This window comes from Pseudomonas sp. X4 (assembly GCF_040784925.1).
Lineage (GTDB): Bacteria > Pseudomonadota > Gammaproteobacteria > Pseudomonadales > Pseudomonadaceae > Aquipseudomonas > Aquipseudomonas putida_Z.
Genome location: NZ_CP160798.1, coordinates 844,865 through 871,397, shown reverse-complemented (window position 1 = coordinate 871,397; position 26,533 = coordinate 844,865). Strand labels below are relative to the sequence as shown.

Annotated in this window: 27 protein-coding genes; 19 read left to right on the top strand and 8 right to left on the bottom strand. The window is 63.9% G+C overall.

All coding sequences use genetic code 11. The annotated features are described in order from the left end of the window. Nucleotides 1-32 precede the first annotated feature (32 nt). Complete coding sequence (locus ABX298_RS03730; RefSeq protein WP_015271359.1) at nt 33-494, bottom strand: Lrp/AsnC family transcriptional regulator; 462 nt, start codon at nt 492-494, stop codon at nt 33-35. 92 nt (nt 495-586) lie between these two features. Between ABX298_RS03730 and ABX298_RS03725 the strand changes: the two genes are divergently transcribed. Further along, the gene (locus tag ABX298_RS03725; RefSeq protein ID WP_367394094.1) at nt 587-1,768 is read left to right on the top strand and encodes a PLP-dependent aspartate aminotransferase family protein; all 1,182 of its coding nucleotides are present in this window, start codon (nt 587-589) and stop codon (nt 1,766-1,768) included. A gap of 123 nt (nt 1,769-1,891) precedes the next feature. Here the strand turns inward: ABX298_RS03725 and ABX298_RS03720 are convergent, their stop codons facing one another. After that, nucleotides 1,892-2,128 (bottom strand): YdcH family protein, encoded by a 237-nt coding sequence (locus ABX298_RS03720; protein ID WP_075046038.1) that lies wholly within the window; start codon nt 2,126-2,128, stop codon nt 1,892-1,894. A 116-nt stretch (nt 2,129-2,244) separates the two neighbouring features. Here ABX298_RS03720 and ABX298_RS03715 point away from each other — a divergent pair, with 116 nt between their 5' ends. The 5 genes from ABX298_RS03715 to ABX298_RS03695 all read left to right on the top strand — a co-directional run bounded on the left by ABX298_RS03715 (nt 2,245) and on the right by ABX298_RS03695 (nt 7,138). Then, entirely contained in the window at nt 2,245-2,610 is a 366-nt protein-coding gene (locus ABX298_RS03715; protein ID WP_075046037.1) for a 5-carboxymethyl-2-hydroxymuconate Delta-isomerase, read from the top strand. Nucleotides 2,611-2,774: 164 nt separating this feature from the next. Next, on the top strand, nt 2,775-4,412 hold the full coding sequence (locus ABX298_RS03710; RefSeq protein WP_075046036.1) for a phosphoethanolamine transferase: 1,638 nt from the start codon (nt 2,775-2,777) through the stop codon (nt 4,410-4,412). A gap of 367 nt (nt 4,413-4,779) precedes the next feature. Further along, entirely contained in the window at nt 4,780-5,913 is a 1,134-nt protein-coding gene (rnd, locus tag ABX298_RS03705; RefSeq protein WP_317409832.1) for a ribonuclease D, read from the top strand. Further along, the gene (locus ABX298_RS03700; RefSeq protein ID WP_015271354.1) at nt 5,910-6,203 is read left to right on the top strand and encodes a YcgL domain-containing protein; all 294 of its coding nucleotides are present in this window, start codon (nt 5,910-5,912) and stop codon (nt 6,201-6,203) included. The genes rnd and ABX298_RS03700 overlap by 4 nt, the downstream gene beginning before the upstream one ends. Before the next feature lie 2 nt (nt 6,204-6,205). Beyond that, nucleotides 6,206-7,138, top strand: a complete 933-nt coding sequence (locus ABX298_RS03695; protein WP_025340224.1) for a D-2-hydroxyacid dehydrogenase — start codon at nt 6,206-6,208, stop codon at nt 7,136-7,138. Between the two features lie 131 nt (nt 7,139-7,269). Here the strand turns inward: ABX298_RS03695 and ABX298_RS03690 are convergent, their stop codons facing one another. After that, complete coding sequence (locus tag ABX298_RS03690; protein ID WP_367394093.1) at nt 7,270-7,863, bottom strand: nitroreductase family protein; 594 nt, start codon at nt 7,861-7,863, stop codon at nt 7,270-7,272. A gap of 144 nt (nt 7,864-8,007) precedes the next feature. Between ABX298_RS03690 and ABX298_RS03685 the strand changes: the two genes are divergently transcribed. Both ABX298_RS03685 and ABX298_RS03680 read left to right on the top strand, forming a co-directional pair. Continuing rightward, nucleotides 8,008-8,457, top strand: coding sequence for a YcgN family cysteine cluster protein (locus ABX298_RS03685; RefSeq protein WP_025340222.1), 450 nt, complete (start codon nt 8,008-8,010; stop codon nt 8,455-8,457). A 41-nt stretch (nt 8,458-8,498) separates the two neighbouring features. Next, nucleotides 8,499-9,707 carry a hypothetical protein gene (locus ABX298_RS03680; protein WP_286100355.1) on the top strand — a complete coding sequence of 403 codons (1,209 nt, stop codon included), beginning with the start codon at nt 8,499-8,501 and terminating at the stop codon, nt 9,705-9,707. A 132-nt stretch (nt 9,708-9,839) separates the two neighbouring features. Here the strand turns inward: ABX298_RS03680 and ABX298_RS03675 are convergent, their stop codons facing one another. Then, nucleotides 9,840-10,181: a DUF2892 domain-containing protein gene (locus ABX298_RS03675; RefSeq protein ID WP_075046031.1), complete on the bottom strand. Its 342-nt coding sequence runs from the start codon at nt 10,179-10,181 to the stop codon at nt 9,840-9,842. Between the two features lie 274 nt (nt 10,182-10,455). Here ABX298_RS03675 and gabP point away from each other — a divergent pair, with 274 nt between their 5' ends. The 6 genes from gabP (at nt 10,456) to ABX298_RS03645 (ending at nt 18,311) form a co-directional block, all read left to right on the top strand. After that, nucleotides 10,456-11,853, top strand: a complete 1,398-nt coding sequence (gabP, locus tag ABX298_RS03670; protein WP_025340219.1) for a GABA permease — start codon at nt 10,456-10,458, stop codon at nt 11,851-11,853. 379 nt (nt 11,854-12,232) lie between these two features. Then, nucleotides 12,233-12,949 (top strand): GntR family transcriptional regulator, encoded by a 717-nt coding sequence (locus ABX298_RS03665; protein ID WP_367394092.1) that lies wholly within the window; start codon nt 12,233-12,235, stop codon nt 12,947-12,949. 61 nt (nt 12,950-13,010) lie between these two features. Beyond that, entirely contained in the window at nt 13,011-14,330 is a 1,320-nt protein-coding gene (locus tag ABX298_RS03660; RefSeq protein WP_367394091.1) for an NAD(P)/FAD-dependent oxidoreductase, read from the top strand. A gap of 182 nt (nt 14,331-14,512) precedes the next feature. Next, a complete protein-coding gene (locus ABX298_RS03655; RefSeq protein ID WP_075046027.1) occupies nt 14,513-15,841 on the top strand; it encodes an MFS transporter in 1,329 nt (442 codons plus the stop codon). A 74-nt stretch (nt 15,842-15,915) separates the two neighbouring features. Further along, the gene (locus ABX298_RS03650) at nt 15,916-16,818 is read left to right on the top strand and encodes a dihydrodipicolinate synthase family protein (protein ID WP_075046026.1); all 903 of its coding nucleotides are present in this window, start codon (nt 15,916-15,918) and stop codon (nt 16,816-16,818) included. Nucleotides 16,819-16,820: 2 nt separating this feature from the next. Continuing rightward, on the top strand, nt 16,821-18,311 hold the full coding sequence (locus ABX298_RS03645; protein ID WP_025340214.1) for an aldehyde dehydrogenase: 1,491 nt from the start codon (nt 16,821-16,823) through the stop codon (nt 18,309-18,311). Between the two features lie 168 nt (nt 18,312-18,479). Here ABX298_RS03645 and ABX298_RS03640 read toward each other — a convergent pair whose 3' ends face one another. Both ABX298_RS03640 and ABX298_RS03635 read right to left on the bottom strand, forming a co-directional pair. Further along, a complete protein-coding gene (locus ABX298_RS03640; RefSeq protein ID WP_025340213.1) occupies nt 18,480-18,950 on the bottom strand; it encodes an RNA methyltransferase in 471 nt (156 codons plus the stop codon). 71 nt (nt 18,951-19,021) lie between these two features. Continuing rightward, on the bottom strand, nt 19,022-19,393 hold the full coding sequence (locus tag ABX298_RS03635) for a YajD family HNH nuclease (RefSeq protein ID WP_003259546.1): 372 nt from the start codon (nt 19,391-19,393) through the stop codon (nt 19,022-19,024). Between the two features lie 131 nt (nt 19,394-19,524). Here ABX298_RS03635 and ABX298_RS03630 point away from each other — a divergent pair, with 131 nt between their 5' ends. After that, entirely contained in the window at nt 19,525-19,803 is a 279-nt protein-coding gene (locus tag ABX298_RS03630; RefSeq protein WP_367394090.1) for a hypothetical protein, read from the top strand. Between the two features lie 195 nt (nt 19,804-19,998). Here ABX298_RS03630 and ABX298_RS03625 read toward each other — a convergent pair whose 3' ends face one another. Continuing rightward, a complete protein-coding gene (locus tag ABX298_RS03625) occupies nt 19,999-22,041 on the bottom strand; it encodes a S9 family peptidase (RefSeq protein ID WP_075046023.1) in 2,043 nt (680 codons plus the stop codon). A gap of 199 nt (nt 22,042-22,240) precedes the next feature. Between ABX298_RS03625 and ABX298_RS03620 the strand changes: the two genes are divergently transcribed. Genes ABX298_RS03620 through ABX298_RS03610 form a run of 3 tightly spaced genes read left to right on the top strand, consistent with a single transcriptional unit; the run spans nt 22,241 to nt 24,066 of the window. Further along, on the top strand, nt 22,241-22,747 hold the full coding sequence (locus ABX298_RS03620) for an MFS transporter (RefSeq protein ID WP_075046022.1): 507 nt from the start codon (nt 22,241-22,243) through the stop codon (nt 22,745-22,747). Between the two features lie 14 nt (nt 22,748-22,761). Then, entirely contained in the window at nt 22,762-23,535 is a 774-nt protein-coding gene (locus ABX298_RS03615; protein ID WP_013973756.1) for a class II glutamine amidotransferase, read from the top strand. Nucleotides 23,536-23,544: 9 nt separating this feature from the next. Then, the gene (locus tag ABX298_RS03610) at nt 23,545-24,066 is read left to right on the top strand and encodes a DUF2937 family protein (RefSeq protein WP_367394089.1); all 522 of its coding nucleotides are present in this window, start codon (nt 23,545-23,547) and stop codon (nt 24,064-24,066) included. Nucleotides 24,067-24,200: 134 nt separating this feature from the next. Here ABX298_RS03610 and ABX298_RS03605 read toward each other — a convergent pair whose 3' ends face one another. After that, the gene (locus tag ABX298_RS03605) at nt 24,201-25,112 is read right to left on the bottom strand and encodes a LysR family transcriptional regulator (RefSeq protein ID WP_015271343.1); all 912 of its coding nucleotides are present in this window, start codon (nt 25,110-25,112) and stop codon (nt 24,201-24,203) included. A gap of 128 nt (nt 25,113-25,240) precedes the next feature. Here ABX298_RS03605 and ABX298_RS03600 point away from each other — a divergent pair, with 128 nt between their 5' ends. Continuing rightward, a complete protein-coding gene (locus ABX298_RS03600) occupies nt 25,241-26,527 on the top strand; it encodes an MFS transporter (RefSeq protein ID WP_013973753.1) in 1,287 nt (428 codons plus the stop codon). The last annotated feature ends 6 nt before the right edge of the window (nt 26,528-26,533 follow it).

The following is a 26,533-nucleotide window of genomic DNA, read 5'->3' as shown; positions in this document are numbered from 1 at the left end:
CCGGCGATAGGGCCGGTACTGCCATACAGGAATCAGGAACGGTTCACCGGGTAAGCCGTGGTGTACTTCATCTGCTCCATGGCAAAACTGGAAGTGATGTTCGACAGCCCATCAGTACTGGTGATCAGCTTTTTGTAAAACCGGTCATACGCCGCAATATCCCCCACCACAACCCGCAGCATGTAATCCCAGTCCCCCGACATGCGGTAGAACTCCATCACTTCCTCGAACCCGGTCACGGTCGCGGCAAACTGCTCCAGCCAGGCGCTGTCGTGGCGCTGGGTCTTGAGCTGGACGAACACCGTCAGCCCCAACCCCAGCCGTTCCGGGTCGAGCAGGGCGACACGGCCGACAATGTAGCCGTCTTCCTCCAGGCGTTTGACCCGCTTCCAGCACGGCGTGGTAGACAGGTTTACGGCCTCGGCCAGGTCCTTGAGCGAGATCGAGGCGTCGCGCTGAAGCAGGGTGAGAATGTGCTGGTCGAAGCTGTCCATATCGCGCGTGGGCCGTGGAGAAAAATATTTCACAGATTACCCCAAGGCCAGAAGATTTGGGTTGTGCGATAGTTGCAGCTTTCACTCTGCCAATGGGCCTGACCATGTCCGACAAGCCGCGCAATTTCGCCACCCGTACCATTCACGCCGGTGAGCAGTTCAGCGTCGCCGATAACGCTATTTTCCCGGCGATCGTCACCGCCAGCTCGTTCACCAAGCGCAGCCTGGACGACAAGCCGGAATACTCCTACAGCCGCGTCGGCAACCCCACCCGGCATGCCTATGAAACCTGTGTCGCCGCCCTGGAAGAGGGCGTTGGCGCGGTCGCCTGCGCCTCGGGTGTGAACGCCACCGCCACCGTGCTGGAGCTGCTGCCCAAGGATGCCCACGTGGTGGTGATGAACGGCGTGTACGGCGGCACCTTCCGCATCATGGAAGACTACCGCAGCCGCACCTCGGGCCTGACCACCACCTACGTCGACCTCAACGACCTCGAGGCGGTGGCCGCCGCCATCAAGCCGGAAACCCAGCTGATCTGGATCGAATCGCCGACCAACCCGTTGCTGCACCTGGTCGACATCAAGGCGGTGTGCGACCTGGCCAAGGCGCGGGGCATCCTCACCTGCATCGACAACACCTTCTGCTCGCCGTGGAACCAGCGCCCGATCACCCTGGGCGTGGACCTGGTGATGCACTCGGCCAGCAAGTACATCGGCGGCCACTCCGACCTCACCGGTGGCGTGGTGGTAGCTGCCAATGATGCGTTGTTGGCGCGCCTGCGCCGCATCAGCATGGCGATTGGCGCGGTGCAGGGGCCGTTCGACTGCTACCTGGCCCTGCGCGGTCTGAAGACCCTGGATGTGCGCATGGAGCGCCAGTGTGCCAATGCCCTGCAGGTGGCGCGCTTCCTCGAAAGCCACGCGCAGATCGAGCAGGTGTATTACCCGGGGCTGGAGAGCCACCCGCAGCATGAGCTGTGCAAACGGCAGATGCGCAATGGCGGGGCGGTGGTGGCGATGAAGGTCAAGGGCGACCGCGCCGCGCTCAACCGCCTGGTGGAGGCGCTGCAGATCTTCGTGCTGGCCGACTCGCTGGGCGGGGTGGAAAGCATGATCAACCACTCCTGGAGCATGTCGCACTGCTCGCTGAGCCCGGAGCAGAAGGGCGTGATGGGGATCAGCGAGAACCTGCTGCGGTTGTCGGTGGGGATCGAGGATTACCGCGACCTGGTCGAGGACCTGGATGGGGCGTTGAAGGCTGCGGCTGGTATGTGAGGGCTGCTGGCCTCTTCGCGGGTAAACCCGCTCCCACAGGGGCTCCGCTGCCTTCAGGTCTGGCGCTGTACCTGTGGGAGCGGGTTCACCCGCGAAGAGGCCGGTGGATTCAATGAATTCCTGTCAGGATTTGGGCGGATGAATGATCCGTTCGATCTTGTCCTTGATCAGCAACCGTTCCTTGCGCAGGCGGTTGACGGCTTCGTCGTTGGTGCCGTTGCCTTCGGCGGCGACCACCTCTTTGTCTTTGGCGTTGTATTCCTTGTGCAGTGAGTGCAGCGTCTGGTCCTTGTCCATGAGCGCCTGGAATGCATCAGCGGTAACGTGCAGGTCAGCGAGCAGATCATGCGGAACTGGCATTTCTTCACCTCTGTCGGGGGTTGGCGGATGGTTCTGACCTTTGAGGATAGTCGTCTTTGCGCAGGTAGGGGACTGGGGTAGGCTGTCGCATCTCCCCGTGACCCGGAACCTGCGCCATGCCTCACCTGAACCTGGAATACAGCGAAAACCTGCGCGAGCTGAACGTCGACGTCCTGCTGCTGCGCCTGAACCATGCCCTGGTCGGCAGTGGCCAGTTCGCCGACGAGGCCGACATCAAGAGCCGCGCCCAGGCCTTCGGCCAGTTTCGCGTGGGCACCGCGCCCGGCGAGCGTGCCTTTGCCCATGTGCGCCTGGCCATCCTCAGCGGGCGCTCGCCCGAGGTGAAGACGCAACTGTCCGCCAGCCTGCTGGATGTGCTGCGTGAGGCCATCCCCGAGCAACCGGGGCTGGATATCCAGCTATGCGTGGAAGTGCTGGACATCGACCGCGAGCCGTATGCCAAGGCACGCCTGCCAGGCTGAACAAGCGCTGAGTGAACTTCTTTTAATGTAGAAAAGGCGCCTGCTCACGAATTTGTTGGCGTCTTTTTCACAAAATATTGATGGCACGCTTTCTAGAGTTCAGCCAAGTTTCCCGGTGCCGCGCAGGCCCTCGGGCTGATAATCACTCTTGATTGCGAACACTGATGCTCAACTTCAAATCCCTGCGGACTGAATGGGTCACGCTGCTGGCCAGCCTTTACCTGCTGATCGGCTTCAATGTCTTCCTCTGGCAGCATCTTGAACAGGTCGTGCCGCCCGGTTTGCCGGGGCTTTGGCTGAGCCTGGCGTTTGCCGTGCTGATGCTGTTCGCGTTCAACCTGATCCTTACGTTGTTCGCCTTCCGTTATGTATTGAAGCCAATACTTGTCGTGTTGTTCATGAGTGGCGCGGGCGTGGCTTACTTCATGAACCAGTACGGCGTACTTATTGACGCGGGCATGTTCCGCAATATCGCGGAAACCAACGTGGCGGAAGTGCGTGACCTGCTTTCGTTGAAGTTTGCCTTGTATATCCTGGGCCTCGGTGTAGTGCCTTCGGTGCTGTTGTGGAAGGCGCCGATCGCCTATCGCGCCTGGCACCGTGAACTGCTCGGCAAGCTGGTGGTTGGCGGTGCCTGCGTGGTGGCCCTGGGCTCGGTGGCACTGGTCAACTACCAGGGCCTGTCGTCGCTGTTTCGCAACCACCACGAACTGCGGCTGATGCTCACCCCCAGCAATATCGTGGGTGCCTCCATCGGTTATGTCAGCGAGCGCGTCGGTACCGCATCGCGGCCCTTCCAGCATTATGGCGAAGATGCCAAGCGTGATGCTGCCTGGCAAAAGCACGAACGCAAGTCGCTGACCGTGCTGGTGGTGGGCGAAAGTGCGCGGGCAGACCATTTCGGCGTGCTTGGCTACAACCGCGATACCACACCGAACCTTGCCAGGGAACAGGGCCTGCTGGCGTTCACCGATGTGCACTCCTGCGGCACGGAAACCGCCGTTTCGGTGCCGTGCATGTTCTCTGGCATGAAGCGCAAGGACTACGATGCCCGCGTGGCGAAGAACCGCGAAGGGTTGCTGGACATCCTCCAGCGTACCGGCCTGGCGGTGCAGTGGCGTGACAACCAGTCGGGCTGCAAGGGCACCTGCGACCGCGTGCAGTTCATCGATGTCAGCAAACTCCAGGACCCGCAGTTGTGCGCTGATGGTGAATGCCATGACCAGATCCTGCTGCAGGGCCTGGGTGAGCTGATCGACAACCTCGACAAGGACACCGTGCTGGTGCTGCACCAGATGGGCAGCCACGGGCCTGAATACTTCAAGCGCTACCCCGGCGCCGACCAGCGCTTTGCCCCGGTGTGCCAGAGCAACGCGCTGGACCAGTGCAGCGAGCAGGAAATTATCAACGGCTACGACAACACCCTGGCCTATACCGACAAGGTGCTGGCCTCGTTGATCGACACCCTGCGCAGCAAGCAGGACAAGGTCGACACGGCGATGATCTACCTGTCCGACCATGGCGAGTCGCTGGGTGAGTACAACCTGTTCCTGCACGGCACGCCTTACGCAATCGCTCCCGAGCAGCAGAAGCACGTGCCGCTGCTGACCTGGTTCTCCGACAGCTACAAGGAGGACTTCGGCGTCGACACCGACTGCCTGGCCAAGCTCAGCGATGCACCGCTGTCGCAGGACAACCTGTTCCACTCGATGCTCGGCCTGTTGCAGGTGCACACCGAGGTCTACCAGCAGTCGCTGGACATGTTCGCCAGCTGCCGGCCTTGGCTGGCAGCCAAGCGCTGAGGCGAAGCGCGTTCCATACTTGTGCTTGCCCGCTCTCATAGAACTGCACATAACTCATTGAATTAGCAGAGCCCTGTGGGAGCGGCTTTAGCCGCGAACACCGGCGCAGCCGGTGCCATGCACCGCGTTGGATTCTTCGCGGCTAAAGCCGCTCCCACAGGGTACGAGGATCGCTTGCGAATTCAGTTATCTGTGCGACAGCGCGGCCCAAAGAGCTGGGCAATCTCCCACAGGGATCGCGAAGCTTGCGGATATTGCGCACTGAACACGCACAACAGCACCGCTGATCGATATCAAGGATGGCCCGGGTTTCACCAGCAGTGCCCGCGCCGTATATACTGCGCGCCAATGTTAGTGGGAGAGCCTCGTGGCCATCGAAATACACTGGATCCGTGACGACCAGAGCCTGGCCGAACACTGCCGCGACTGGCATCAGCTGCCCTTTGTCGCCGTCGACACCGAATTCATGCGGGTCGACACCTTCTACCCGAAAGCCGGGCTGATCCAGATCGGCGATGGCCAGCGTGCCTTCCTGATCGACCCGTTGCTGATCGGTAACTGGCAACCCCTGGCCGAACTGCTGGATGACAGCGGCGTGGTCAAGGTGCTGCACGCCTGCAGCGAAGACCTCGAAGTGCTGCTGCGCCTGACCGGCAAGCTGCCACAGCCGCTGTTCGACACCCAACTGGCCGCCGGCTACCTGAACCTGGGCTTCTCCATGGGCTATTCGCGCCTGGTGCAGGAAGTGCTGGGGATCGACCTGCCCAAGGGCGAAACCCGTTCCGACTGGCTGCAACGCCCGCTCTCGGAAACCCAGGTCAGCTATGCCGCCGAGGATGCCGTGCACCTGGCCGAGCTGTTCACCGTGTTGCGCCCGCGCCTGAATGACGACAAGTACGCCTGGGTGCTGGAGGACGGCGCCGAGCTGGTGGCCGCATTGCGCCGCGAAGTCGAGCCCGAAAGCCTGTACCGCGACGTCAAGCTGGCCTGGAAGCTGGCCCCCCAGCAACTGGCAGTGCTGCGTGAGCTGTGCGCCTGGCGCGAGCGTGAAGCGCGCAACCGCGACGTGCCGCGCAACCGCATTCTCAAGGAGCACTCGCTGTGGCCCATGGCCAAGAGCCAGCCGAACAACCTGTCGGCGCTGGCCAAGATCGACGAGATGCATCCGCGCACCATTCGTCAGGACGGTGAGTTCCTCATCCAGCTGATCAAGCGTGCCGCCAGCCTGCCAGCCGAACAATGGCCACAGGCCTTGCCCGAGCCTTTGCCGATCGAGGCCAGCGGCATCCTCAAGCAGCTGCGTGCCATCGGCCAGGCCGAAGGTGAGCGCCTGGGCATTGCCCCCGAGCTGATGCTGCGCAAGAAAGCCCTGGAAGCGCTGCTCAAGAGCGGCTATCCCAATGGCCCCTATCAATTGCCCGATTCGCTGCGCGGCTGGCGCCGTGAGCGCATGGGCCAGGCCCTGCTGGACAGCCTGGCAGGCGCCGGAGAGACCCGATGAAACGCATTTGCTCTATCTACAAGAGCCCCCGCAAGAACGAAATGTACCTGTACGTGCTCAAGGCCGACGGCCTGGAGCGCGTGCCCGAAGGCCTGCTGCCGTTCTTCGGCACCCCCGTGCACGCCTTCGACCTGGTGCTTACCCCCGAGCGCAAGCTGGCCCGCGAGGATATCGCCAAGGTGCTGGAAAACCTCGACAACCAGGGTTACCACCTGCAGATGCCGCCGCCGGAAGACGACTACATCGAGCATCTGCCCGAAGAGTTGCTGCGCCGTAACGACCCTGCCTGATCATGCGAGTACTGATTGCTGAGCATGATCATGCTCGATACGCCGAGATTTTGCGCGCAGCCGCGCCAGAGCTGGAGATCCTGACCAGCGGCGACTCCGCCGAACTGGCCGGCCAGGCGCCACAGTGCCCGGTGTGGCTGGGCCAGCCGGACCTGCTGGCAAGCCTGCTGCGCCAGGGCCACAAGCCGGCCTGGATGCAGTCCACCTGGGCCGGTATCACCCCGCTGCTGGCCGAGGGCCTGCCGCGCGACTATCGCCTGACCCGCGCCGTGGGCATCTTTGGCCAGGTGATGGCCGAGTACATGCTCACCTACATGCTCGGCCATGAGCGCGAGGTGCTGTCGCGCCTGGTCAGCCAGGTCGAACGGCGTTGGGACGACCGCCCGGGGCGTACCCTGGAAGGGCGCAAGGTGCTGATCGTCGGCACTGGCGACATTGGCCAGCGGGTGGCCGAGTTCCTGCAGGCGTTTGGCGTGGTGCTGTATGGCGTTGCCAGCAGCGCCCGCGAGCAGGCGCCGTTCGTCGAGGTAGCGGCGTTGGCCGACCTGCCGCGCATGGTTGGCCAGGTCGACTACGTGCTCAACCTGCTGCCGGATACCCCGGCCACCCACGACCTGTATGACGCGGCACTGTTCAAGTGCTTCCAGCCCACGGCGCTGTTCATCAATGCCGGGCGTGGGGCGGCGGTGGTCGACGCTGACCTGGTCGAGGCGCTGAAGGAAGGGCACCTGGCTGGGGCGGTGATCGATGTCTGCCGGCAGGAGCCGTTGCCCAGGCAGCACCCGTTCTGGACGGCGTGGGGCTTGCTGCTGACCGGGCACAGCTCGGCGCCCACCTCGCCGGCGGCGATGGTGCGGTTGTTTGTCGAGAATGTGCGGGCGTATGTGGCGGGGCAGGGGTTGCGAGGTGAAGTGGACTTCGCCCGGGGCTATTGATTTTATAGTGCCTGTACCGGCCTCTTCGCGGGCTTGCCCGCTCCCACAGGTATTGCACCGCCCTCGAAGGGTGTGTTGTACCTGTGGGAGCGGGCGAGCCCGCGAAAAGGCCGGTACAGCCAATGCAAGGCTTACAGGCTGAAATCACCCTCGGCAGCCAGCTCGCTCAGTGGCTTGCGCGGGCTCGGTACTTCACGCGCCTGCAGGGCTTCGTCCAGGCTAGCCTTGTCACCCAGCTTGCCAATCGCCACCATGGCATGCAGCACGTAGCCTTCCGGAATCTTCAACTCCTGACGCGCCAGTTCCTGGTCGAAGCCGGCCATGCCATGGGTGTGCCAGCCGCTGATGCTGGCTTGCAGGGCCAGGTGCCCCCAGGCGGAACCTGTGTCGAAGGTGTGCCACAGCGCCGGCTTTTCTTCAGTGGCACCGGGTGCCGCGAAGGTGGTCTTGGAAATGACCAGCACCAGCGCCGAAGCCTGTTGCGCCCAGCTGCGGTTGAACGGCACCAGCAGGTTCAGGTAGCGCTCCCAGTTCGGCGTGTCGCGGCGGGCATACAGGAAGCGCCAAGGCTGCGAGTTGTACGCCGACGGTGCCCAGCGTGCGGCTTCGAGGAAGCTCAGCAGGGTTTCTTCGCTGATCGGCTCGGCGGTGAAGGCACGTGGCGACCAGCGGTTGATGAATTGCTCGTTGATGGCGTAATCGGCAATGCGGGGGGGGGCGCTCATGGCTGCTCCTGCAAAAGGACGGGAAACGCGCACGCTACTGCGTCGCGTCGCGACTGACAAGCGGTCTGGCTTTGCCGAAGGCCAGGCTCTAGACTGGCGCCGCCGCGCGCCGTGGCCCCAAGATGAATGCAGGAAACCCGTGTCATGATCGCTGAAAACGCGCCGTTCTGGCGGCGCAAGACCCTCGAACAACTCAGCCCGCAAGAGTGGGAGTCGCTGTGCGACGGCTGCGGCCTGTGCTGCCTGCAAAAGCTCGAGGACGAGGACGACAACAGCGTCTATTACACGCGCATCGCCTGCAAACTGCTGGATCTGCACACCTGCCAGTGCAGCGATTACCCCAACCGCTTCGCCCAGGTACCTGACTGCATCCAGCTCACCCCGGGCAAGGCCGACCAGTTCAAGTGGCTGCCGAGCACCTGCGGCTACCGCCTGGTCAGCGAGGGCAAGGACCTGCCGGCCTGGCACCACCTGGTCTGCGGCGATCGCCAGCAGGTCCATGAACAGCGCATTTCCCAGTCGGGGCGCATGCTCAGTGAACACGATGTGCACGAAGACGACTGGGAAGACCACCTGATCTTCCGCGCCAGCTGACCGGCGCGGCCCGCTGCCACGGGGAAACAAGGAGTTTCTGTATGCGTTGCCAGCTGTTGTTGCTGTTTGGCCTGATGGCCAGTTCGCCGGCCTGGGCGAAAAAGGTCGACCTCGACTACCAGGTGCGCCTGTTGCCGGCCAGTGGCCAGGCGGAGGTTCGCCTCACCTTGGCCGAAGGCAGTGCCGTGCGCAGCCTGGACTTCGACCTGGGCAAGGCCGGGGCCTACAGCGGCTTCCAGGCTGATGGCCAATGGCAACTGCAGGGCCAGCGCGGCGTGTGGCAACCGGCGGCCGGCAAGACCAGCCTCAGCTACCGCGTGCAGCTGGACCAGAAACGCGGCAGCGGCGCCTATTCGTCGCGCATCACCCCGCATTGGGCGCTGTTCCTCGGCGACCAGCTGGTACCGCCTGCGCGCCTCGACCAACAGGATGGCACCGAGCTGGTGGCGCGGCTGGCGTTCGACCTGCCCGAAGGCTGGAAGAGCATCGAGACCTCCTGGCCGCGCATCGGCAAGGACAAGTTCCGCATCGATAACGTTTCGCGCCTGTTCGACCGCCCTACCGGCTGGATGCTCGCCGGCGACCTGGGTAGCCGCCGCGCCCGCCTGGGCGAAACCGAGGTCACCGTGGCCGCACCGGTGGGGCAGGGTATGCGGCGCATGGACAACCTGACCTTGCTGACCTTTGTCTGGCCGCAATTGCAGGCGGTGTTCCCGCGCAACCCGCCTAAGCTGCTGTTGGTCGGTGCCCGCGACGGCATGTGGCGCGGGGCGATGGCCGCGCAGGGCTCGTTGTACCTGCACAGTGCCCGGCCTATGGTCAGCGAGAACGGCAGCAGCCCGTTGCTGCGCGAAGTGGTGCAACTGTTTGCGCAGATCCATGGGCGTGACGGCAGTGACTGGCTGGTGGAAAGCCTGACCGACTACTACGCCAGCGAGTTGCTGCGCCGCTCGGGCGGGGTGAGTGACGACCGTTACCAGGCCTGGCAGGCGCGCCTGAGCAAGCAGGGCGCCAAGGTCACCCGGCTCAAAGGCGAGCATGCCACCCCGGCGCAGGTGGCGCGGGGGGTGATGTTGCTGCAGGCGCTGGACAAGGAAATCCGCATCCACACCCAGGCCAAACGCTCGCTGGACGATGTGGCGCGCGGGCTGATGCGCCTGCCCAGCGTCAGCACCGAAGACTTCATACAGATCAGCGAGAACGTGCTGGGGCGGCGCTCCGAGGTGTTGCAGAGCAAGGCGTTGCACTGAGCACCTCTTTCGCCCGTACCGGCCTCTTCGCGGGTGAACCCGCTCCCACAGGTAATGTATTGCCCTCAAGACGGTGCGGTCCCTGTGGGAGCGGGTTCACCCGCGAAAGGGCCGGCACAGGCAGTGCAAAACTCAACTGCCAGCCAACGGATCCTTCCCGGTCACCGTCACCCCCTGCGTCGCCGCGTCGGCACTGGCCCGCAACGCCTCCAGCTCCGCCGCGCTGCGCTCGATGTCCGCACGCAACCGCTGGTATTCCTGGCGATGCCGCTGCCACCAGGCCTTGGTCGAACAATGCCCGCTGACCCCTCGGGCCACCGCCAAACCTCCCACCACCATCTGCAGCAAGCCGACCAGGCCGCCATGGCGCATCCCCTTGCTGAACATCAGCGCCCCCCCGGCCAGCGAGCTGACCCGTTCCAGCCCATGAACATTGTGCTGCGACGATGCCGTCGCGGAATGGATATCGAGCATGGCAAGGCCTCCTCGTGAAGTGTAAGCAGCTGACCCGCTGGCCGCTGTCATCGTTCACTCGGTATGCCGAACGACATCCCCTGTCGCATAGAAGGCTCTGCCATGCGCCTTTCAAAGGAGCCGATGTCCCTTATGGTCAAGTCCGTGGCGGATCCAGGCAACTTGACCGCCCCCTCGCTGGCGTACCGTGACCGGGCGCGAAGCTCATCCACGCTGGGTTTCGATCCAGGAGCTTCACGTCCCCCCCACAAAGAAAACAAAAGCAGGGATCAGGATGACAATGACAAGCGCGAGTGGCGCCAGCAATCAGCTGGCGCAAGGCTTCAAGCAACGCCATGTGACCATGCTCTCCATCGCCGGGGTGATCGGTGCCGGGTTGTTCATCGGCTCCGGGCACGCCATTGCGGCGGCCGGCCCTTCAGCCATCGTCGCCTATGCACTGGCCGGCGCGCTGGTGGTGCTGGTGATGCGCATGCTCGGGGAAATGGCCGTCGCCAGCCCCGATACCGGCTCGTTCTCCACCTACGCAGACCGCGCCATCGGCCGCTGGGCCGGCTTTACCATCGGCTGGCTGTACTGGTGGTTCTGGGTGCTGGTGATTCCCATCGAAGCCATTGCCGCCGGCGTGGTGCTCAACAACTGGTTCCCGCACATCGATGCCTGGTTCTTCGCCCTGAGCATGACCGTGCTGCTGACCGCCACCAACCTGTTCAGCGTGGCCAAATACGGCGAGTTCGAGTTCTGGTTCGCCATGCTCAAGGTCATCGCCATCGTCGCCTTCATCGCCCTGGGCGCCGCAGCCCTGGCCGGCGTATTGCCGGGGCGTGAAGTCAGTGGCCTGCCACTTCTGCTGGAGCAGCAGGGCGGCTTCATGCCCAATGGCTGGACCGCGATCATCGGTGCCTTGCTGACCACCATGTTCAGCTACCTGGGCACCGAAGCGGTCACCATCGCCGCCTCCGAATCGAAAGACCCGGCGCGCAACATCGCCAAGGCCACCCGTTCGGTGATCTGGCGTATCAGCGTGTTCTACCTGCTGTCGATCTTCGTGATCATCTCGGTGGTGGCGTGGAACGACCCGCTGCTGCCAGTACAGGGTTCGTACCAGCGGGCGCTGGAAATCATGAACATTCCTTACGCCAAGCAACTGGTGGACATCGTGGTACTGGTGGCGGTGGCCAGCTGCCTGAACTCGTCGATCTACATTTCGTCGCGGATGCTCTACTCGCTGAGCAAGCGCGGTGATGCGCCAGGCTTCATCCAGCGCACCTCGAAGGTGGGCGTACCACGTGCGGCGGTGATCGGCAGCACGCTGATCGGCATGCTGGCGACGATCGTCAACTACTTTGCCCCGGCCGAGGTGTTTGCCTTCCTGCTGGCCAGTTCCGGATCGATCGCGTTGCTGGTGTACCTGGCGATTGCCTTCTCGCAACTGCGCATGCGCGCCATCCTGCAGCGGCAGAATGTCGAGATTGCCTTCCGCATGTGGCTGTACCCATGGCTGACCTATGCAGTGATCGGTTTCATCATCTTTGCCCTGGGCACCATGTTCGTCATGCCTAAGCACCGCATGGAGGTATCGCTGACCCTGGCGCTGGCCCTGGTGATCCTGGTGCTGGGGGTGATTACCAGCAAGCGGCATGCGCGGCGGGAGGCCTTGGCAACCGCGTGAAGGGATTTGTATGAATGGAAGAGAGCCACCTGCCTGCAGGTGGCTTTTTTGTTTGTGCCGGCCCTTTCGCGGGTAAACCCGCTCCCACAGGGGTACCACTGTGCTCAAGTCCTGTGGTGATCCTGTGGGAGCGGGTTTACCCGCGAAAGGGCCGGCAAATTTTGCCCATTTGTCTGATATGGATAATTTTCTGCCCGGTTTGGCAATGCAGCCCCAAGGGGTGTTTAATCTCACCCTTGAACCCGCTGGACCCCCTGAAAACAAAGGCCCAGACAGATTTCACCGTTCATCGAAAATGCTGTAGACATATTGTCTAACAGTGCCCTATAGTCGTTATACAAATAGTAGACACAGCTCTATGACAACAAAGAAGGCCGCCATGAAAGCCACTGTCCAACCACTCAGTGCAGAAGTGCCGCAGGACCGCAAGGCCGTCCTCGCCGAAGCGCTGCGCCGCCGGATCCTCAGCATGGAACTGGCCCCGGGCGCGGTGGTGGACGAACTGGCCCTGTGCGACGAGTTCGGCCTGTCGCGCCCGCCAGTGCGTGAGCTGCTGCGCCAGATCGCCGCCGAAGGCTACATCGAACTGGAAGCCAACCGCGCGCCACGTGTCGCTGCCATGAACCACGAGTCGCTGCACAGCTTCTTCGTCGCCGCCCCGCTGATCTACATCGCCACCACCCAGCTGGCCGCCACCTATGCCAGCGCCGCCGAGATCGAAGTGCTCAAAGGTATCCAGGCCCTGTTCCGCCAGGCCATCGAAGAGCGCGACGTGGAAAACCGTGTGCTCTACAACGACGCCTTCCACCTGGAAATCGGCAAGATGGCGCACAACGACTACCTGCTGCCAAGCCTGCGTCGCCTGCTGATCGACCACACCCGGCTGGGCAAGATTTTCTACCGCCACCCGACCACCGATGACATGCAGCACGACCTCGAGATGGCCTGCGAGCAGCACGAGCAGATGATTCAGGCCATCGAGCGCCGCGACCCGCAAGCTGCCGGCCAGCTGGTGCGCGAGCACTTCGAGCTGTCGCGCCGGCGCATGGCCGAGTACGCCGCGCCGCAAGGGCTGGATGTACCGATTCAGATATGAGTTACCAAGGTCAGGCAACTGGCGCTGACCACCCGTCGACAACAAGAACCAGGTTAGTGACATGACAAGAATTAGTTCGTTACCTGCCGATGATGCCACCTGTGGCTGGTATCACCTGAGCAAGCCCCGCACGCCAAGGCCGGCCCACAGTGGCCACAGCCAGGCGCGCTGGGTGGTGGTCGGCGCCGGTTTCACCGGCCTGGCTGCCGCACGGCAGCTGGCAACGAACTTCCCGGATGACGAGATCGTGCTGATCGAGGCCCAGGAGGTCGGCTTTGGCACCTCCGGGCGCAACGCCGGCTTTGCCATCGACCTGCCGCACGACATCGGCGCCGAGGACTACATCGGCGACATCGACATCGCCAAGACCATCCTCAAGCTCAACCTGGGTGGCCAGTCCTACCTCAAGGAGCTGATCGAGCGCTACGACATCGAGTGCCAGTTCCGCCACTGCGGCAAGTACCAGGCGGCCGTCGAAGACCGTGGCATCGCCGTGCTGGATGCCTACCGCCGCGGCCTGGACAAGCTCGGCCAGCCCTATGAAGTGATCGAAGGCCGCGACCTGCCCGAGCACATCGGCACGCATTTCTACCGCAAGGGCCTCTTCACCCCCGGCACCGCCTTGCTGCAGCCGTCGGCGCTGGTCAAAGGCCTGGCCGACAGCCTGCCGTCCAACGTTTCGCTGTATGAACGCACGCCCATCACCGAGGTCGACTACGGCGACAAGGTAGTGCTGCGTCATGCCAACGGTTCGATCACCGCCGACAAGCTGGTGCTCACCACCAACGCCTTCGGCATGAGCTTCGGTTTCCTCAAGGGCCGCATGCTGCCGGTGTTCACCTACGGCAGCATCACCCGCCCGCTGACCGAGGAAGAGCAGGCGCGCCTGGGCGGCAAACCCTACTGGGGCGTGATCCCGGCCGACCCGTTCGGCACCACCATGCGCCGCACCGTCGACAACCGCCTGCTGATCCGCAACAGCTTCAGCTACAACCCCGACGGGCGCAGCAACCGCAAATACCTGGACCGCTTCGTCCAGCGCCACCGCGAATCGTTCGCCCGGCGTTTCCCGATGCTGCCCGGGGTGAACTTCGAATATACCTGGGGTGGTGCACTGGCACTGTCGCGCAACCACATGGGGTTCTTTGGCAAGTTGGCGCCCAATGTTGTCGGCGCACTGTGCTGCAACGGCCTGGGTGTTACCCGTGGCACTGTCACCGGCAAGTTGCTGGCCGACTGGCTGGCCGGCGACAAGAACGAACTGATCGAGTTCTTGCTCAATGCTCCCGGGCCTTGTGCAAACCCGCCGCAGCCCCTGGTTTCCATGGGCTTGAACGCCAACCTGATGTGGGGGCAGTTCCGCGCTGGCAAAGAAAGCTGACCGCTGACCGCGTTGCAACTTTGAACACTTGATGCCGGTGGCGATTTAGCCGGCACGGGCACCCTTTGCCCGAAATTGATGATTGGCCAACAGGCCGGTCACCCGGGGCTGAACGCTGTTTTCAGTTTCGCGGGCACGCTCGCCTTGAATTTGTGCATGTAACAGAAGTGGCAGGAACAACAATGACAAGTCCAAATGTTTCGATTGAAGATGTACCGATCAACAACTTTCACCAGTTGCTGACCCTGCGTTCCGGTGGCGGCTCGTTCGTCGATGGCTATGTATTGAGCATCATCGGCGTTGCCATGGTGCAGATGTCGGCAGGCCTCAACCTGACCAGTTTCTGGCAGGGCATGATCGCCGCTTCGGCGCTGATCGGCATTTTCTTCGGTGGCTTCTTCGGCGGCTGGTTGACCGACCGCTTCGGCCGCAAGCGCGTGTTCTTCGTCGGCCCGACCCTGTTCATCCTGGCCTCGATCGCGCAGTTCTGGGTGGAATCGGCGATGGTCCTGTTCCTGCTGCGCTTCGCCATCGGCATCGCGGTGGGCATCGAATACCCGGTGGCCACCTCGCTGCTGGTGGAGTTCCTGCCCAAGAAGAACCGTGGCCCACGCCTTGCTACCCTGACCGTGCTTTGGTTCGCCGGTGCCGCCTGCGCCTACATGGTCGGTGAAGCGATCCTGCGCCACGGTGGCGACGATGCCTGGCGCCTGGTGCTGGCCAGTGCCTCGGTGATCGGCGCGCTGCTGTTCGCGATCCGTATAGGCACCCCCGAATCACCGCGCTGGCTGATCAGCAAAGGCCGATCGGCCGAAGCCGAGCAGGTGATCAAGCGCGTCTACGGCAGAGATTTCTCGCTGAAGAACCTGCCGGAAGAGCCCAAGACCCGCAAGCTGTCGTTCTTCAGCCTGCTGCACTCCGGCTACGGCAAGCGCATGCTGTTCGTCACCATGTTCTGGACCTGCTCGGTGATCCCGGTGTTCGCCGTCTACGCCTTCGCTCCGAAAGTGTTGGGTGCACTGAACCTGAAAGGGGACTGGGCCGCCATCGGCTCGGTCGCCATCACCTGCCTGTTCGTGGTCGGTTGCATCATCGGCACCCGCCTGCTGAACACCATCGGCCGCCGCACCACGCTGCTGCACAGCTTCTTCTGGTCGGGGCTGGCGTTGCTGGGCCTGGGCGCTTTCAGCAACGGCAACGAGATGCTGATCCTCGCTCTGTTCGGTGCCTACGCTTTGTTCATCGGTGGCGCCCAGGTGTTGCAGCTGGTGTACCCCAACGAACTGTTCCCTACCGAAATCCGTGCCGGTGCCGTTGGCGTGGGCACCTCGATGTCGCGGGTCGGTGCTGCGGTCGGCACCTGGCTGGTGCCCATCGCCCTCGATAGCTATGGCATCGGCGCCACCATGTATGCCGCCGCCGCGGTGACCTTCGTCGGCCTGGCCTTCTCCGTTGCCCTGGCCCCGGAAACCCGCTCGCTCAACCTGCAACAAGCGGCTTCGCTGAGCTGAATTCATGACGACCCGCCGCAGCGTCGATCCGCTGCGGCCTTTACAACACTGAGCAACGCACTGGAGAACCTACCGTGAAATTCGAAGGCATCTACACCCCGGCAATCACTCCGCTGGCTGCGGACGGCTCGATCGACAAGGCGGCGTTCGCCGAGGTCCTCGAATACCTGGTCGAGTCGAAAATCCACGGCGTCATCATTGGTGGCTCCACCGGCGAGTACTACGCCCACACCACCCAGGAGCGCATCGACCTGGCCGCGCAGGCCAAGGATGTGCTGGCCGGTCGCCTGCCACTGATCGTCGGCACCGGTGGCATCCGCACCGAAGACGCCGTGGCTTTCGCCCAGCACGCCAAGGAAATCAAGGCCGACGCACTGCTGGTGGGCACCCCGCCGTACGCACTGCCGACCCAGCAGGAAATCGCCCTGCACGTCAAAGCCGTCGACGCCGCCGCCGGCCTGCCGATCATGCTCTACAACTACCCGGGCCGCATGAGCGTGAGCATGGGCGAAGAGTTCTTCGACGCCGTGGCCGACGTGAAGAACATCGTCGCCATCAAGGAAAGCTCCGGTGACATGGGCCAGCTGCACCGCCTGGCCATCCAGCGCCCGAACATCCAGCTGTCGTGCGGCTGGGACGACCAGGCCCTGGAGTTCTTTGCCTGGGGTGCCAAGAGCTGGGTCTGCGCCGGTTCCAACTTCATCCCGCGCGAGCACGTGGCCTTGTACGAGGCCTGTGTGATCGAGAAGGACTTCGACAAAGGCCGCAAGATCATGGGCGCCATGATGCCGCTGATGGACTTCCTCGAAGGCGGCAAGTTCGTCCAGTCGATCAAGTACGGCTGCGCCCTCAACGGCCTGAGCACCGGTGGCGTACGCAAGCCGCTGTATGACCTGGATGCGGCCGAGAAGCAGGAACTGCAGCGCGTGGTCACCGAACTCAAGCGCAACATCGCACAGATCATCGGAGGAGCCTGAAAATGGCCGATTTGCTGAGCAAGGAACAATACGCGGCCCTCGCCGCCGAACTGCAACTGCGTACCCAGGCGTTCATCGACGGTGAGTTCCGCGATGCCATCTCGGGCAACACCTTCGTCACCACCAACCCGGCCACCGGCAAGCAGCTGGCCGAAGTCGCCGCCTGCGATGTCAACGACGTGAACGTGGCCGTGGCCGCCGCCAAGCGCGTGTTCGAACAGGGCACCTGGTCGAAGATGCAGCCGAACGACCGCAAGCACGTGCTGCTGAAGTTCGCCCAGCTGCTGGAAGACAACGCCCACGAACTGGCCGTGCTGGAAGCGCTGGACAGCGGCAAGCCGGTCAGCGAGTGCCAGAACGTAGACGTGCCGGAAACCATCCACACCATCCGCTGGCACGCCGAGCTGATCGACAAGATCTACGACGCCACGGCCCCGACCGGCAATGCCGCCGTGACCATGGTGGTGCGCGAGGCCATCGGCGTGGTCGGCCTGGTGCTGCCGTGGAACTTCCCGCTGCTGATGCTGGCCTGGAAGATTGCCCCGTCGCTGGCCGCCGGTTGCTCGATCGTGGTCAAGCCAGCCAAGGAAACCACCCTCAGCGCCCTGCGCGTGGCCGAACTGGCCCACGAGGCGGGTATTCCTGCAGGCGTGTTCAACCTGGTGCCTGGCGGTGGCCGTGAAGTGGGCGAGGCCATTGGCCGCCACATGGACATCCCGATGGTCAGCTTCACCGGCTCCACCGACACCGGCCGCCTGTTCCTGAAGTACGCCGCCGAGTCCAACCTCAAGCGCATCGTCCTGGAGCTGGGTGGCAAGAACCCGGCCGTGGTCATGAACGACTGCGAGGACCTGGACGAAGTGGCCCAGTTCGTCACCGCCGGTGCGTTCTGGAACATGGGCGAAAACTGCTCCGCTTCTTCGCGCCTGATCGTGCACAAGGATGTGAAGGACCAGCTGCTGGGCCTGATCGCCAAGCACCTGAAGGACTGGAAGCTGGGCGACCCGCTGGACCCGGACAACCGCCTGGGCGCCATGGTCAGCAAGTCGCACTTCGAGAAGGTCAAGTCGTACCTGGAATACGCCGCCGAGCACAAGCTCAGTATCGTCCAGGGTGGCGAGACCGAGGACGGCGTGTTCGTGCAGCCGACCATCGTCGACAACGTTGGCCGCGACAACAAGTTGTTCGTCGAGGAAATCTTCGGCCCGGTGCTGAGCGTGACCAGCTTCGAGACCATCGACGAGGCGATCGAGTTGGCCAACGACACCGTCTACGGCCTGGCGGCCTCGGCCTACACCGGCAGCCTGCGCAATGCGCTGCGCCTGTCGCGTGAAATCCGCGCGGGCGTGGTTACGGTCAACTGCTTCGGCGAAGGGGATGTCACCACGCCGTTCGGTGGCTACAAGGAGTCCGGCTTCGGTGGGCGCGACAAGTCCATCTGGGCCCATGACCAGTACACGGAGCTGAAGACCATCTGGATCAACGCTTCGTGACCTGAGCAAGACCGGTGCTGTTCTGACGGAGTTCGGCACCTGGCCGCCCTGTGTTGTCCGGGCTGGCCTCTTCGCGGGTAAACCCGCTCCCACAGGGAGTGCACAGTCTGTGGGAGCGGGTTTACCCGCGAAAGGGCCGGTCCTGCTGCCGCAGTGGCGGCCTTTTTACTACTTGAACTTGGGCCCCGAACGGGTATTCAGCCCCTTGGCCATGCGGTCATACAGCACCACATTCACCGTCGCTGCCAGGTTCATGCAGCCCTCGGTCGGAATGTAGATGGTCTCTTCGCACCACGCCCGCACATCGGCACTGAGGCTGCCGTCTTCCGGCCCGAAGATGTAGATGGCCCGGTCCGGGTGGGTGTATTCCGGCAATGGCCGCGCGCCTTCCACCAATTCCACAGCCACCGGCGTGCAGCCCAGCGGGATGATGCGCTGCAGGTCGTCGATGCCGATCAGCGGGATGTCGTAGTGCACGCGCTTGGTGTCGGTGACGAAGTCACGGGCACGCTCGTAGCGTTTGCCGGTGTAGAACACCGAATTGACGCCGTAGCAACCCGCGGCGCGCATCACCGAGCCGACGTTTTCTGCCGACTTGGGGTTGAACAGGCCGATGCAGCTGTATCGTTTGTTTGCCACGTACCGGGGCCCTTCGCGAAAAAAGCGCGATTATACGGGCTGCCCGGTAGCAGCGGGGGGCGAATCGATGGTCAGTCTTTCTTCAGCATGCCCGCCAGCCCGGCGAACGGGTTGTGGGTGGCCTTGGCGATGCTCGGGGTGCTGGTGGAGCCTTCGCTGAAGTACTGCTGGTCGGTGTAGCGCGAGTGCTCGTTGTCGTGGCAGTACAGGCACAGCAGCTCCCAGTTGGAGCCGTCCTGCGGGTTGTTGTCGTGGTTGTGGTCGCGGTGGTGCACGGTCAGCTCGCTCAGGCGCTTGCCGGAGAACTCGCGGGCGCAGCGGCCGCAGACGTGCGGGTACATTTTCAGGGCCTTGTCGCGGTAACCCATTTCCTTGTCGCGCTTGGCATCGGCCAGGATGCGGTCCAGGCGCGCGGTGGCGGCGGCGGAAGAGGTGGAGCTCATGGTGTTTCCTTTGTTCTGATCAGGCAAATGACGGTTATGCATTGAGTCTAGCGCGCTTGAGGGGCATGCGGACAGGCGAAAGCTTTGATTTAGGCGTAGCCTGTAGGAAGGTTCCCGACAGGAGGTTGCTGATGTTTCGCGCGATCCTCGTTGTGCTGTTGTTCGCCGGCCTGTCCATGGCCGAAGCTGCCAGCACACCACCCCGGTTGAGCACGCCGGTGCCCGGTGCACCGGGTACCCCTACGCCTACGCCATATCCGCAGATTACCCCGAGTACGCCGCCCAAGGCCTATGACAGCCAGCCGGGGGCGCCCCTGTTGCCGCCGATGCCGGTGCCCGGGCCGCCGAAGGACCAGCCATTGCCGGGGTTGCGCCAGGACCCGCCGAAGCAGCCGGTGCAGGATGATTGAATTCAGCCGGCCTGCCCCGGTTTTCTGTGGGAGCGGGTTTACCCGCGAAGCAGGCGCTGCGGTGGATGGCACGGGCTTCGCCCGTGTTCGCGGGTAAACCCGCTCCCACAGGGATCGCGCAGGATTCAGGACATGCGCGATCCCTGTGGGAGCGGCCTTGTGTCGCGAAAGGGGCGCAAAGCGCCCCCGGCTTTCTCAAGCCAGACCTAGCTCGCCGAACACGAACGCATACTCAAGGGCCACATCCTTGAGCCCCTGATACCGCCCGCTCATCCCGCCATGCCCAGCCCCCATCTCGGTCTTGAGCAGCAGCAGGTTGTCGTCGGTCTTGTGCGTACGCAGCCGCGCCACCCATTTGGCCGCTTCCCAGTACTGCACGCGGCTGTCGTTGTAGCCCGCCACCACCAGCATCGCCGGGTAGGCCTGTGCCTTCACGTTCTCGTACGGTGCGTAGGCCTTGATCCGCTCATACACCTCCGGCTCCTCAGGGTTGCCCCATTCGTCGTACTCGGTCACGGTCAGCGGCAGCTCGGGGTCGAGCATGGTGTTGAGCACGTCGACGAACGGCACTTCGGCAATCGCACAGCGGAACAGCTCGGGGCGCAGGTTGAGCACCGCGCCCATCAGTAGGCCACCGGCGCTGCCGCCACTGATGGCCAGGCGGTCGGCAGCCGTGACACCCTCGGCGATCAGGTGTTCGGCACAGGCGATGAAGTCGCTGAAGGTGTTGTGCTTGTGCTCCTGCTTGCCGGCGCGGTACCAGGCTTCGCCCAGTTCACCGCCGCCACGCACATGGGCGATGGCAAAGGCCACGCCGCGCTCCAGCAGGCTCAGGCGCGCGTGCGAGAACCACGGGTCGAGGCTTTCGCCATAGGCGCCGTAGCCATATAGGTACAGCGGCACGGTCTGGCCCAGGTCCTGGCGGCGGCGCACCAGGCTGATCGGCACCCGGGTGCCGTCCGCTGCGGTAGCCCACAGGCGCTCGCTGACATAGTCGTCGGCATCGAACGGCCCCAACACCGGGGTTTGCTTGAGCACCGCCTGGGCACCGCTGGCCAGCTCCAGCTGGCGTACCTGGGCCGGGCGGTTGAGTGCTTCGTAGCGCAGGCGCAGGCGTGGGCTGGCGAACTCCAGGCTGTCCTGCACGTACAGGCTGTAGGCCGCGTCGGGCAGTTCGACGCGGTAGGCCGCCAGCCCCTGTGGGCGTACCTCGATGATCGGCAGGCCGCCTTCGCGCAGGCTCAGGGTCAGCGCGCCGGCATTCAGGCTGAGGCCTTCGAGCATGATCGCGTCGCGGTGCGCTACCAGCACCTGCCATTGCTCACGGCTGGGCACCGGTGCGACTGGGGCGTGGTACAAGGCGAAGTTGATGCCGTCCTGGTTGGTGCGGATGAACCAGCGCCACTGGCCGTCAAGCTGGCCGTGGTCGGGAAAGTACTCGTGGCCTTCGACCCGTGGCGCCAGGCAGGTGAACGGTGCCTGCGGGGTTTCTGCGTCCAGTACCCAGGCTTCGCTGGTGGTCTTGCTGTTGAGCAGCAGCACCAGCTGGCGTTCGGAGCTGGTGCGGTAGCAGTGCAGGAAGAAGCGCCCGTCGGGCTCCTCGAACACGGTCTGCGCGCCTTCGTTGCCCAGGGTGTGGCGACGCAGGCGCCACGGGCGGTGGGTGTCGTCCAGTTCGGCGAAGAACAGCGTCTGGCTGTCGTTGGCCCAGGTCAGGCTGCCGTCGCAGTCGTCGAAGGGCAGGGTAGTGACGCTGCCACTGGCCAGGTCCTTCACGTACAGGGTGAAGATTTCGTCGCCGCTGGTGTCCAGGCTGTAGGCCAGCAGGCGGTGGTCGGGGCTGACGTTGAACGCGCCGAGGGACAGGAAGCCGCCATTAGCCAGGGCGTTGGGGTCGAGCAGCAGTTGCTCCTGGCTTTCGTCGACCGTGTTGGAGTCGTCGGCCGGGCGCGGGCAGCGGTAGTGGCGCGGGTACTCGTCGCCTGCGGTGGTACGGGTGTAGTACAGGTAGGGGCCCCAGGGCGCCGGCAGCGACAGGTCGGTTTCCAGGATGCGGCCCTTGATCTCTTCGAACAGTTGTTCGCGCAGCGGCGCTTGGTCGGCCAGGCAGGCTTCCTGGTAGGCGTTCTCGGCCTGCAGGTAGGCAAGCACCTCGGGGGTGTCACGCTGTTGCAGCCAGGCGTACGGGTCGCTGGCCTGGGCCTGGTGGGCAATCGGGGGTTGGGGCTTGGTTGGCATTGAGGATCTCTTGATTGGGGTTGCCTGTGCCGGCCTCTTCGCGGGCTTGCCCGCTCCCACAGGTTCACCACAGATCTTGAAACTGTGCGGTGCCTGTGGGAGCGGGCAAGCCCGCGAAGAGGCCGGTACAGGCAAACACTGTCTGCGCCCGGAAAAGTGTTTATCATAGGCATCTCTTTGCCTGGCTTGCACGAACACCATGACCGAGAACGACTACACCCTCGCCTGGGGCCTTTACGCCGTTGCCGCCCTGGGCTGCCTGATGGTGGGCTTCAAGCTCACCGGCTGGATGTGGCGCTGGCTGCGCGAACCGCTGCGGGTGGTGCTGGCGGTGCTGCTGCTGACCCCGACCATCGTCGACCCGGTCAAGGACAGTTTCGCCCCGGCCATTGCTATCACCGCCCTGGATGTCGCCTTCAAGGTCGGCAACAACGCCTGGCGCGCGGTATCCGACTTCGCCATGTACGGCATGGGCGCGTTTTCCCTGTATTTCCTTTTCGTACTGCTGCGCTTGCCGCTGGAAAAGCGCGCCCGCGAGCGCCGCGCGCAGGCCGAGGCCGCTGCCCAGCGCCAGGCTGCCGAAGATGATCAGCTTGGCGCCCAGGGCTCGCTGGCCGCAGAGCGCCGCGACCGTTACCGTGATGCGCCACCCCCTGCCGCCCCAGCCGTCTCCCGAGGCGGCGGCCGGGTCGAGCCACGTCTGTAAGCGGAGACACGCCTATGTGCGAACTGCTGGGCATGAGTGCCAACGTCCCCACCGACATCGTCTTCAGCTTCACCGGCCTGATGCAGCGCGGCGGCCGTACCGGCCCGCACCGTGACGGCTGGGGCATCGGCTTCTACGAAGGCCGTGGCCTGCGCCTGTTCCAGGACCCGGCCGCGAGCAGCGAGTCGGAAGTGGCCAACTTGGTGCAGCGTTACCCGATCAAGAGCGAAGTGGTCATCGGCCACATCCGCCAGGCCAACGTGGGCAAGGTGTGCCTGTCCAACACCCACCCCTTCGTGCGGGAAATGTGGGGCCGCAACTGGTGCTTCGCGCACAACGGCCAGCTGGGCGACTTCAAGGGCCAGGCCAGTTTCTACCGGCCGGTGGGCGATACCGACAGCGAGGCGGCCTTCTGCGACCTGCTCAACCGCATCCGCAGCGCCTTCCCAGAGCCTGTGCCGGTGGAACAGCTGCTGCCGGTGCTGGTCGAAGCCTGTGCCGGCTACCGCGGCCAGGGCGTGTTCAATTGCATGCTCAGCGACGGCGATTGGCTGTTCTGCTTCTGTTCGACCAAGCTGGTGCACATTACCCGCCGGGCACCTTTTGGTGCGGCGCGGTTGAAGGATGTCGACCTGATCGTCGATTTTCACACCGAAACCACCCCTAACGACGTGGTCACGGTGATCGCCACCGAGGCCTTGACCGAGAACGAGACCTGGCAGCGCTACGAGCCGGGTCAGTGGGCCCTGTGGCGGCACGGCGAGTGCGTGGCGCACGGCCAGAGCTAAGGACGCGGCATGTTCAGAAGTTACCTGCGGTTGCTGCTGTTTACCTTCGGCCTGCTGGCCGGTATCCAGGTCCCGGGGCTGGTGAAGGACTACAGCCAGCGGGTCGAGGCGCACCTGTTCGAATCACGCGAGGCGCTCGACGGCTTCCGGCAGACCGCCGAACGCTTCTTCAATGGTGACCTGCAGGCGCTGCTGCGGCATTACCGCAGCAGCGACGACCCGGTGTTCAACAGTGATGCCAACAGCATCGAAAGCCTGATGATCCGCAACGAACTGCTGGAAAACGAATGGCAGGCGCTGCAAGGGCCATGGGCGCAGCGTACCTGGCACGTGCTGGTACAGGCCGACCCGCAGTTGCGCGAAGAAACCCTCAATGGCTACAGCTACCAGATCCTGCTGGTGCCCGAGGCGGTTGGCTGGGGGCTTGGTGCAGGGTTTGTGCTGGCCTTCGTGGTCGAGAGCCTGTTGCTGGCGATTGGCTGGGTGATCCTGGGCGGGCGGCGTGGGGCGGTGAAAGAGAGCTGGCGCTGATTTTTGCAGTGCCTGTGCTGGTCTCTTCGCGGGTGAACCCGCTCCCACAGGTACTGCGCAGCCCTCAAGACCTGTGGTGACTCTGTGGGAGCGGGTTCACCCGCGAAGAGGCCAGCACAGGCACTGCAAATCTGTCAGACCAACACAATCCGCTGCCCACCCACATCCCGCGCATACCGCTCCAGCACCTGCCGGCAAACCCCGACCACTTCATCCACCAACGCCACCCCGGTCTGCCAGGCCACCACCAGCTCCAGGCTCGGCGGCGGTTGCAGCCCCTGCAGCAATACCAGTTCACCCCGGCTCAACTCGGCATCCACCAGCGCCGGCGGCAACGCACCAATGCCAAACCCGTCGCGCAACAGCCGGGTAATCGCCGCCACCGAGTTCACGCAGTTCAGCCGCGGCGTTTCGGCCCCGGCACTCAGCAGCAGGCTCAGCACTTCCTGGTGCGGCCGCGAGTTCTTCGAGAAGGTGATGATGCGCTCACGCCCAAGCTCGGCCAGCGAAGCGTAGTCGCGGTGCTGGTGCGAGCCGGCGGCCACCACCCAACCCATCGGGTAGCGCGCCAGGTCCAGGCTGCGGATCGACTGCTCGCGCAGCAGGTCGGTCTGCAGGATCACGTCGAGAAAGCCCTTCTGCAATTGCTCGCGAAGGTTCAGTGCAGTGTCGGCCACCAGTTCGATTTCCACCTGCGGGTAACGCTCGGTCAGCTCCGCCACCAGCGCGCTCATCCAGGTGTGGATCACCGTGTCCATCACCCCGATACGGATGCGCCCGACCTTGGCCCGGTCGCTGTCCAGCGACTGCTTCATGGCCTTGGCGGTTTCCAGCATGCGCTCGGCATATTCCAGCACCTTGCCGCCTTCCGGGGTCAGGCTGACGCCACGTGAATCGCGCAGCAGCAGCTTCACGCCCAGGTCGGCCTCCAACGCGGCGATGCGGCTGGAAACCGAGGCCTGGGTAGTGAACAGCTTTTCCGCGGTCAGGCGGAAGCTCTTGAGCCGGGCGACCCAGACGAAGGTTTCGAGGAAGCGAAGGTTCATGATCAGTTTTTCTTGTTCCAGACCGGCGGTTTTTCTCGTTGGACGCAAATGGCGCGGCCTCTGAACAATGGCAGCCAGGCCGCGACTCATTGTCGCCCATAAAACAATACCAACAAGCCGAGGCAAGCATGAACCCCACCGGCGTGCAGCAGCAGGTCAGTTCCCCATCTTCGTCCGGGCCTTTCGCCTGGTATCGCGACATCGACTCACAGCAGCGCCGGACGTTCTGGAGCTGCAAGATCGGCTATGGCCTGGACGGCATGGACACACAGATGCTCAGCTTCGTCATTCCGACGCTGATCATGCTGTGGGGCATCACCACCACCGAAGCCGGGTTGATCCACACCAGCACCTTGATCGCCTCGGCCGTGGGTGGCTGGGTGGCCGGCATTCTCTCCGACCGCATTGGCCGCGTGCGCACCCTGCAACTGACGGTGCTGTGGTTTGCCTTCTTCACCTTCCTCTGCGGCTTCGCCCAGAACTACGAACAGCTGCTGATCGCCCGCACCCTGATGGGCTTCGGCTTTGGCGGTGAGTGGACCGCCGGCGCGGTGCTGATCGGCGAGGTGATCCGCGCCCAGGACCGTGGCAAGGCGGTGGGCATGGTGCAGTCCGGCTGGGCCCTTGGCTGGGGCCTCACCGCCATCCTCTACGCACTGCTGTTCTCCTGGCTGCCGGCCGAGCAGGCCTGGCGCGCGCTGTTCCTGCTGGGCCTGGTACCGGCGATCTTCGTGATCTTCGTCCGCCGCCTGGTCAAGGACCCCGAGGTATACCGCGAGGCCAAGGCGGTGGAAAACGCCGAGGCACCTGCGCAGTTCTACGAAATCTTCGCCCCGGGCATGCTCTGGACCACCGTGCGTGCGTCCCTGCTGACCACCGGCGCACTGGGCGGCTACTACGCCATTACCTCGTGGCTGCCGACCTTCCTCAAGAACGAGCGCGGCCTGAGCGTGCTGGGTACCGGTGGCTACCTGGCCATGGTGATCGTCGGCTCCTACGTCGGCTATGTGGTCAGTGCGTACCTGTCCGACCTGCTGGGGCGCAAGAAGAACTTCATCCTGTTCGCCGTGGGCTCGTTCGTCATCGTGCTGCTGTACACGCAAATGCAGGTCAGCGACGGCGTGATGCTGTGGCTGGGCTTCCCGCTGGGCTTCTTCGCCTCGGGCATCTTCAGCGGCATGGGCGCGTTCCTCACCGAACTGTTCCCCACGCGTATCCGCGGTTCGGGGCAGGGCTTCTGCTACAACATCGGCAAGGTCATCGCGGCACTGTTCCCGCTGCTGATCGGCGTGCTCGGCCAGAAGGTACCGCTGGGCCTGGGTATCGGCGTGTTCTCCGCCGTGTCCTACGGGGTGGTGATCGTGGCGGCGCTGAGCCTGCCGGAAACCCGCGGCAAACAGCTGCAGGCGCGTTAAGGTAGG